This is a genomic window from Raoultella sp. (assembly GCF_039594335.1).
Lineage (GTDB): Bacteria > Pseudomonadota > Gammaproteobacteria > Enterobacterales > Enterobacteriaceae > Klebsiella.
Map to the genome: position 1 here is coordinate 1 of NZ_JBCNNS010000163.1, position 7,964 is coordinate 7,964.

At 57.9% G+C, this 7,964-nt stretch carries 5 protein-coding genes and 3 pseudogenes; 4 read left to right on the top strand and 4 right to left on the bottom strand.

Features of this window, described 5'->3' with window-relative positions; genetic code table 11:
- On the bottom strand, nt 1–1,157 hold a 1,157-nt coding region (locus ACZAHD_RS19910; protein WP_462458301.1), incomplete at its 3' end, for a M3 family metallopeptidase.
- 257 nt (nt 1,158–1,414) lie between these two features.
- A complete protein-coding gene (locus ACZAHD_RS19915; RefSeq protein ID WP_462458302.1) occupies nt 1,415–2,686 on the bottom strand; it encodes an acid phosphatase in 1,272 nt (423 codons plus the stop codon).
- 193 nt (nt 2,687–2,879) lie between these two features.
- Between ACZAHD_RS19915 and ACZAHD_RS19920 the strand changes: the two genes are divergently transcribed.
- Both ACZAHD_RS19920 and gorA read left to right on the top strand, forming a co-directional pair.
- Complete coding sequence (locus ACZAHD_RS19920) at nt 2,880–3,722, top strand: 23S rRNA (adenine(2030)-N(6))-methyltransferase RlmJ (RefSeq protein WP_100683014.1); 843 nt, start codon at nt 2,880–2,882, stop codon at nt 3,720–3,722.
- Between the two features lie 97 nt (nt 3,723–3,819).
- Nucleotides 3,820–5,172 (top strand): glutathione-disulfide reductase, encoded by a 1,353-nt coding sequence (gene gorA / locus ACZAHD_RS19925; RefSeq protein ID WP_131049188.1) that lies wholly within the window; start codon nt 3,820–3,822, stop codon nt 5,170–5,172.
- 19 nt (nt 5,173–5,191) lie between these two features.
- On the opposite strand, the pseudogene ACZAHD_RS19930 reads toward gorA, so the two are convergent.
- Nucleotides 5,192–5,356: pseudogene (locus ACZAHD_RS19930) on the bottom strand (serine hydrolase domain-containing protein); the annotation flags it as partial.
- A 162-nt stretch (nt 5,357–5,518) separates the two neighbouring features.
- Nucleotides 5,519–6,143, bottom strand: a pseudogene (locus ACZAHD_RS19935) (glutathione S-transferase family protein).
- 122 nt (nt 6,144–6,265) lie between these two features.
- Here ACZAHD_RS19935 and ACZAHD_RS19940 point away from each other — a divergent pair.
- A complete protein-coding gene (locus ACZAHD_RS19940; RefSeq protein ID WP_462458303.1) occupies nt 6,266–7,414 on the top strand; it encodes an iron-containing alcohol dehydrogenase in 1,149 nt (382 codons plus the stop codon).
- Between the two features lie 249 nt (nt 7,415–7,663).
- Nucleotides 7,664–7,964, top strand: a pseudogene (gene treF, locus ACZAHD_RS19945) (alpha,alpha-trehalase TreF); the annotation flags it as partial.

Below are 7,964 nucleotides of genomic sequence, written 5' to 3' on the forward strand. Positions count from 1 at the left end.
ACGTCCACATCGGTGCGCTCTTTGGCGGTAATCCCGTAAATACGTTTCACCACTTCAAACAGGCCGTTAACCGCTTTATTTTCCGGGAAATAGGGGCGCAGCTGCTCATCGCTGATGCTGTAGAGATGTTGCTTCTGTTTTTCACTGTAGTAAGCGATATCCCACGGCTGGAGTTCGTCGACGCCGAACTCCGCTTTTGCGAAGGCGCGCAGCTGAGCCAGCTCTTTCTCCCCCTGTGGACGGGCGCGTTTCGCCAGGTCGGTCAGGAAGTCGAGCACCTGCTGCGGATTTTCCGCCATTTTGGTTGCCAGCGATTTAGAGGCATAGCTGTCAAAGCCCAGCAGCTGGGCCAGCTCGTGGCGCAGCGCGAGAATTTCCGCCATCACCGGGCTGTTGTCCCATTTGTCGGCATTCGGCCCCTGGTCTGATGCGCGGGTGGAGTAAGCACGATACAACTCTTCACGCAGCGTCTGGTTGTCGCAGTAGGTCATCACCGGCAGATAGCTCGGAATATCCAGGGTCAGCAGATAGCCTTCCTGCTCTTTCGCCTGGGCCTGAGCCTGGGCGGCCGCCAGCGCACTTTCCGGCATCCCGGACAGCTCAGCGACGTCGGTCACCAGCTTGCTCCAGCCCATAGTGGCGTCGAGCACGTTGTTGCTGTACTGATTGCCGAGCTCAGACAGGCGTGCGGCAATCTCGCCATAGCGTTTCTGCTGCTCTTTCGCCAGGCCAATCCCCGACAGCTCAAAATCACGCAGCGCGTTATCCACCGATTTTTTCTGCGCGGTGTTCAGCGTAGCGTAGTGGTCACCGTCATGCAGATCGCGATACGCTTGATACAACCCTTCATGTTGACCGACCCAGGTGCTGTATTCTGACAACAGCGGCAGCGTTTGTTCATAGGCTTCACGCAACTCGGGACTGTTCTTGACCGAGTTCAGATGGCTGACCGGCGAGAAGATACGTCCCAGCACATCATCCACTTCAGCCAGAGGCTGGCAGAGAGTTTCCCAGCGGTACGGCGCGCCTTGCGCCACCACGCTTTCTACCGCAGCCCGACAGTCGTCCAGCGCTTTGGTCACCGCTGGGACGACGTGTTCCGGCTTGATCGCAGAAAAAGGCGGCAATGAAAAAGGCGTCAATAATGGGTTGGTCATATGCGCAGTCCTGTTGAAAAGGGTGAATGAAGCGCGCGTTCCGGCGCTTTAGCATGAGAACTAGAATGGGGGATCGTGACGGGAATTTCAATGTCACACCGTGCCAGACGGTGGGTATTACTGCAATAAGCGTTTGTCGGGTGTTGACCGGGTGAGACGCCGTGGCGCCCCGCTGAAAAAAAGACGCCTGATATTACGCATTGCAGAGGCGCTGTCGACGCCTTCCTGCAATGCGAGGATTGACGCGATGGATGCAATTAGCGCGTTTTCTGCGCCATCTGCCAGGCCGCAGACAGATTCACCCGTTGCCAGAACTGCTGGTCGGCGGTCTCGCCCGACAGCGGATAACCTGCCGGCAGCGCGGTTTTCACCAACAGCGCCCGGCGCTGGGCGGCGGACAGCTTAGGCAGCGCGGTTTCCAGCAGAACTTCTGCACCTTCTGGCACCGTCAGACTTGATTTCTCCCCCTTCTGCTGAGGCAGGTTGTAGGTCATGGTGAACGCGTAAAATGTGTTCATCGCCGGGTCGCGATACGGATCGTCTTTTCCGCCCGATTTCGCGCATTCGGCCAGCGTAGTACCACACTCTTTTTCCAGCGCCGTGCGCAGTTGATCGCGCGCTTCATTGAACAACGCACGATACTTCGCGTCGTTGAGGTAATGTGCGACGTTACGCTGCGCCACCATCCGCGACCCTATCACATCCAGCGGGTAGTGTACGCCAAGCACGATTCGAGAATAGCCGTAGCGCGCGCCGCGGGTAACCAGCGCATCAAAGCGTTCCGGGATCATTTCGGCCATCAGCAGCGCATCGGTGTAGCCGGTGTTGGTGTGTCCGCTGGGGAAAGAGCCCCCGTCAGCGGTGTAAGGCTGATTATCCTTTATCACCACATCGTCCGGCACCAGATGAATGGTATTGCCCTGAATCAGGAACGGACGGGGGTTGTTAAAATACTTTTTCGCCGCCCCGGTACTGACTTCACTGGCCTTAATCAGCGCGGCAGCTTTACCCAGCTCGCCTTTGTCGTAGGCCGTGAGGAACGCTTTTCCGAGCCGCGGGCCCAGCGCATCACTGAGGAAATAGAGGTAGCTAATCCCTTCCGCATCCGCCAGCGCCTGATGGCGGGTAGCCTGCGTCGCATCGCGGTTAATCGCGGTCACCGTAGCCAGGTTATCCTTCACCACCGAATCCGGGAGCTTGCTAAAGGCAGCAAGCAGCGCGATACCCGCCTGCTGATTCGCGTCCTCCTGGAAGTCATAGCCGCTGGCCTTCAGCCAGGCCTTGTCCGCCTGAGTTTTACTCTGTTTTGCATGTGCGAGCCGATCGCGGGTGAGCGTCGCGGCATCGCCCTTCAGCGCAGCGCGCAGCTGTGCCAACGCCTGACCTTCGAGGCCGTCAAACGTCGGGCTGGCCGCCGCAGGCGTCACGCTGCCCGCGATCGCCGCCGCCTGGTTCAGCGGAACCTCTTTCGCCAGCACCGGCAGCGCCAGGATGAACGCCGAGGTCAGGAGTGTGATTTGCAATTTCATTATTTTTCCTTTTATTCAAACAATTACCTTGCCTTCATGCGACGCTAGCGCTGATATTTGACGTTTTTATGACACGGTCATGTTTTGCAACGCTTTTGACCTCATTGAAACAGCGCGGCGCTACAGCGGTAATCTGCACGGATCTGCGGTAAACTATCAGTCATCTTGTTTAATTCCCGGAATCTCTGCATCCATGCTCAGTTATCGCCACAGCTTTCACGCAGGCAACCACGCCGACGTCCTTAAACACACCGTTCAGAGTCTAATCATTGAATCGCTGAAAGAGAAAGAAAAACCGTTTCTCTATCTGGACACTCACGCCGGCGCGGGCCGCTATCAGCTGAGCGGCGAGCACGCCGAGCGTACGGGTGAATACCTGGAAGGCATTTCCCGTATCTGGCAGCAGGACGACCTGCCGGCCGAGATGGCAGCCTATATTTCCGTCATCCAGCATTTCAACCGTAGCGGCCAGTTGCGATACTACCCGGGCTCTCCGCTGATCGCCCGCCAGCTTCTGCGCGAGCAGGACAGCCTGCAGCTGACCGAGCTGCACCCGAGCGATTTCCCGCTGCTGCGCTCAGAATTCCAGAAAGACGCGCGCGCGCGCGTGGAAAAGTCCGATGGTTATCAGCAGCTGAAGGCTAAGCTGCCGCCGGTGTCCCGTCGCGGCCTGATTCTTATCGATCCGCCGTACGAGATTAAAAGCGACTACCAGGCGGTCGTGACCGGTATCCACGAAGGCTACAAACGCTTTGCCACCGGCACCTACGCGCTGTGGTATCCGGTGGTACTGCGCGCGCAGATTAAGCGCATGATCAAAGATCTGGAAGCGACTGGCATTCGCAAAATCATGCAGATTGAACTTGCCGTGCGTCCGGACAGCGACCAGCGCGGCATGACCGCTTCCGGGATGATCGTCATTAACCCGCCGTGGAAGCTTGAACAGCAGATGAACAACGTTCTGCCGTGGCTGCATAAGAAGCTTTCGCCGACCGGCATCGGACACGCCACCGTCGGCTGGATCGTACCGGAGTAATCACAGCCATCGGTGGAACCTTTTACGCCTCGCGCTACAATCGCGGTCATTTAACGATTAAGGGCCTACCAGGATAGGTCTTCTAAGGATACAGGCTATGAGCAAACATTATGATTACATCGCTATCGGCGGCGGCAGCGGCGGCATCGCCTCCATCAACCGTGCGGCAATGTATGGCCAGAAGTGCGCGCTGATTGAAGCTAAAGATCTCGGCGGCACCTGCGTCAACGTCGGCTGCGTGCCGAAGAAAATCATGTGGCATGCGGCGCAAATCCGCGAAGCTATCCATCTGTATGGCCCGGACTACGGTTTCGATACCACCATTAACCACTTCGACTGGGACAAACTGGTGGCCAGCCGCAGCGCGTATATCGACCGTATCCACACCTCCTACGACAACGTATTAGGCAAAAACAAGGTGGATGTCATCAAAGGCTTCGCCCGTTTTGTGGATGCCAACACCGTGGAAGTGAATGGCGAAACGATCACCGCCGATCATATCCTGATCGCCACCGGCGGCCGCCCGAGCCATCCGTCTGTTCCGGGTGCTGAGTACGGCATCGACTCCAACGGCTTCTTTGAGCTACCGGCTCTGCCGAAGCGCGTCGCCGTGGTGGGCGCGGGCTATATTGCCGTTGAGCTGGCGGGCGTGATTAACGGCCTCGGCGCCGAAACGCACCTGTTCGTGCGTAAACATGCGCCGCTGCGCAGCTTCGATCCGCTGATCGTCGATACCCTGGTGGAAGTGATGAACACCGAGGGGCCGCAGCTGCACACGCACGCCATCCCGCAGGCGGTGGTGAAAAACGCGGACGGCAGCCTGACGCTACAGCTGGAAGATGGCCGGAGTCAGACCGTGGATTGCCTGATCTGGGCCATTGGTCGTGAGCCGGAGACCGATAATTTCAACCTCGCAGCCGCTGGCGTAAAAACCAACGACAAAGGCTATATCGTGGTGGATAAATTGCAGAACACCAACGTACCAGGGATCTACGCCGTGGGCGATAACACCGGGGCGGTGGAGCTGACGCCGGTGGCGGTAGCCGCGGGTCGCCGGTTGTCCGAACGCCTGTTCAACAACAAGCCGCAAGAGCATCTGGATTACAGTAATATCCCGACCGTGGTCTTCAGCCATCCGCCGATCGGCACCGTTGGTTTAACCGAGCCGCAGGCGCGCGAGCAGTATGGCGATGACGCCGTGAAGGTGTATAAATCGGCCTTTACCGCGATGTATACCGCCGTCACCTCGCACCGCCAGCCGTGCCGCATGAAGCTGGTATGCGTCGGTCCTGAAGAAAAAATTGTCGGTATTCACGGCATCGGCTTCGGCATGGATGAAATGCTGCAGGGCTTTGCGGTAGCGCTGAAAATGGGCGCAACCAAGAAGGACTTCGACAATACCGTGGCAATTCACCCGACCGCTGCGGAAGAGTTCGTGACCATGCGTTAATCTCTTCAGCCCCGTCTGCTCACGGGGCTTTTTTTGCACTTATCCCCTGCCGTGCAGACGGTTTCGCGCCCGAATTTTGCAAAATCGCCTGCCCGATGTCGTTACTCCAGTTAAAGCGGTTTTGCAGCACCACCGCATTCTGATACGCCTTGTCAAAACCGATATCGCTGGCGTAGCCGCCGATAGTAGAGGACTCAACGGCCTGTCATATCTTCCTGCGGTACTGAAACCAATGAGGAGAATTAAAGATGCCGGGATCGTCGCGACTGTCAACGAGCATTATAAAAAGCGAAAGGCGGCAATAATCCGCGCAACGATGCCAGTCTGGCCGTCTTTACCTGAGCCCTCAGGGAGTCCCATTATTGCCATGACGCATAAACGCTGGTCGCTGATTGAGCGCCCTATACCAACGCTCAACCGCCGGCAGCTCCGGATGGGCAAAAGGCGTCATTTTCCAGCGATGCACCGACAGACCCAGGACGATGTCCGCCAGCGTAAACTGAGGGCCGGCGATCCATGCGCCGGTGCGTTGCAGCTGTGACTCCACGATCTGCACGCAGCGGGTCCAAGGTGGCAATACTCTCCTTCATCGCCGCCGGGTCCTGAAAACGCGGATCTTTGCGCACCAGGCCCATAAATGCATAGCGCCAGGCATTGTTAAACTCCGTGGCCTGCCAGTCCATCCAGCGCTCGATATCCGCTGCGCCCTGTGGCGTAACCGGTAGCAAATCCTCACGTCCGGCTTTACGCGTCAAATAGCGGCAGATGCTGTTTGACTCCCACAGCACGAAATCATCATCCAGCAGCACCGGCACCAGAGCGTTTGGATTCAGGGCGCGAAACTCGGCCGTATCAATCGGCTGGAAACCGCTGCCGTAATCCTCCTGCTGATAAGTCAGACCGACTTCATCACAGGTCCATAACACTTTACGCACGTTAATTGATGAGCGTTTGCCCAGTATTTTTAGCATTGTGACATCCTTAAGCGAAGGAACGTGACTTCCACCCTACTCTATCCGGCGACAAAGAGGCAGCCTGCCGGATAATGTGTATAGTTGATTTCAGCCTTTTTTGCTGACACAGGGAACCTGCCATGCTGACTCCGTTTACTGTTTTCACTCCGGGCAACATCCGTTTTGGCCGAGGTCTTGCCAGGAGTGCCGCCCCGTGGCTGGCCCAGCGTACCGCGAAGGTGCTGCTGGTCCACGGCGCCAGCCCGCATCGGGCCACATCGTTGCTGACCGAACTGCGCGCTCATGATCTGGAAGTCGTCACACTCGCCATTGCCCATGAGCCGACGCTGGAAGATATTGAGCAGGGAGTGCGTCTGGCGCGCGGGCATACCATCGACGCCGTCCTGAGCCTTGGCGGCGGCGCCGTTATCGATGCCGGCAAAGCTATCGCCGCGCTGGTGCCGGCATCGGGGCCGATCGTTGACTATCTGGAAGTGGTGGGCAATGGCCGGATACCCGAAGCGCATCCGCTGCCGTTTGTTGCCATCCCAACCACCGCCGGTACCGGGGCAGAAGTGACGAAAAATGCGGTGATTAACGTCACCCAGCAGCGGCGGAAAGTCAGCCTGCGCGACGATCGTATGCTGCCGGACCTGGCCATCGTTGACCCGGCGCTGACCGATAACGCCCCGCGCGTGGTAACGCTCGGCTCCGGTCTTGACGCGCTTACCCAGCTCATTGAGCCCTGGCTCTGTACCCGCGCCAATCCATTTACCGATGCGCTTTGCCGGGCCGCCATTCCGCGAGGAATCAAAGCGCTCCGCACGCTGATGGAAAAAGAGTGCCCGGACAGCCGCGATGAGATGGCCTGGGTTAGCCTGTGCGGCGGCCTCGCGCTGGCCAATGCTGGTCTTGGCGTCATTCATGGGCTGGCTGGCCCGCTGGGGGGGCTGAGCAATGCTTCCCACGGCGCACTCTGCGGCAGCCTGCTGCCTTACGGCCTGGCGCTCAATGAGTCGCAGGTCAACAATATGGCTATCCGCGAACGCTTCGATAACGTCCGCCAGTGGCTGGCCGACGGGCTTAACGTCGAGCCGGAGACGGCCTGGGATAGCCTGCGTGAATGGAGCCGCGGTGCCGGGCTCGGGACTCTGCGCGAACTGGGCGTCCCGCACGAGGCCCTGGAGCCTGCGGCGCTGGCAGCCAGCAGCTCCTCATCAATGAAAGCGAATCCGGTACAGCTGGATAGCGAGCAGTTGCTGGAGATGCTCGAAGCGGCGTGGGAGTAACGCCCGCCAGATCCGGCATAATTAGATTTTGTTGCAAAACGATTGCGGCGAATTTCCCTCTTCGATTTGGGGCAGTTTAATTCAAAAAAATCAATAAATTAATAACATTACTGTGTCAACATATCGTTAAAAAGCGTGACCTGACGCACACTTTTATTTCCCGACACCGAAGCGAGTGACTACGCTTAATAATCAGGCCGGGAGAGGCCCGGCGCCCTGAACTGACGCGATCCGGAGGTCCGTATCACTATGTCCAGCCAGATATTACGCAACGATAATGGCGATCAACCGAAGATCGAGCGCGATCTGTGCTATGAAGCCGATCCGTATGAGTTAAAACTGGATGAAATGTTCGATGCCGAACCGGAGCCGGAGATCATCGAAGGCCTGCCAGCCTCTGATGCCCTGACGCCTGCCGACCGCTATCTGGAATTGTTTACGCACGTGCAGAAATCGCGCATTTTCGCCGATAGCAAAACTTTCCCCGACTGCGCGCCAAAGCAGGACCCGCTGGATATCTTGATCCACTACCGGCGGGTGAAGCGTCAGC